Origin of the sequence: Coprococcus intestinihominis (genome assembly GCF_040096555.1) — a bacterium.
Taxonomy (GTDB): Bacteria; Bacillota; Clostridia; order Lachnospirales; family Lachnospiraceae; genus Coprococcus_A; species Coprococcus_A intestinihominis.
On record NZ_JBBMEK010000524.1, the window covers coordinates 1 to 641 of the forward strand.

Annotated in this window: 1 protein-coding gene; it reads left to right on the plus strand. The window is 42.4% G+C overall.

The window, feature by feature from the left end; genetic code table 11:
• Positions 1 to 401: L-lactate permease (locus tag WMO25_RS18630; protein WP_349086750.1), on the plus strand; the 401-nt coding region annotated here is incomplete at its 5' end.
• Positions 402 to 641: the final 240 nt, after the last annotated feature.

Genomic DNA, 641 nt, shown 5'->3' on the forward strand with positions numbered 1-641 from the left:
GTATGGACAGTATGCTGATCGTTATGGCAAATGGTATGGCCGATCTGTTTGGTAAGGCTTACATTATTGTATCACCGCTCATTGGTGTTATCGGTGCCTTTATCTCGGGTTCAGCAACTGTATCAAATACATTATTCTCAACACTGCAGTTTGCAGCAGCGATTCGTCTTGGACTGCCGGCTGTGTTAATTGTAGCGATGCAGGTTATGGGCGGAGCCATGGGCAACATGGTTTGTGTCAACAATATCGTTTCAGCATGTGCAACCTGTGGTACAGTAGGAACTGAAGGACGTCTGATCCGTTCTAACATTGTTCCTTGTCTGATTTATGCTGTTCTGACGATTTTAATCCTCGGCGGCATGATTATGGCTGGTATCGACCCGGCAGCAGCACTTCACTAAGTGCGTAATTCCCTTTAGTTAATTTACCGGTACATCGTTATTGCGAAAACGATGTACCAGGTCATATACTTCCTCGATATATGTTTTCTGCAGGTGATAACTGCAAACCACCACATTATTAAAACATAAAAAGTCGTATCCGTTGCTTTAATGGGATGAAGCAGGGATGCGGCTTTTTATGTTTAATAATGCGGCAGTTTGCTTTTAATAAGAATGGTTTTATGATATAATGAGCGTTAG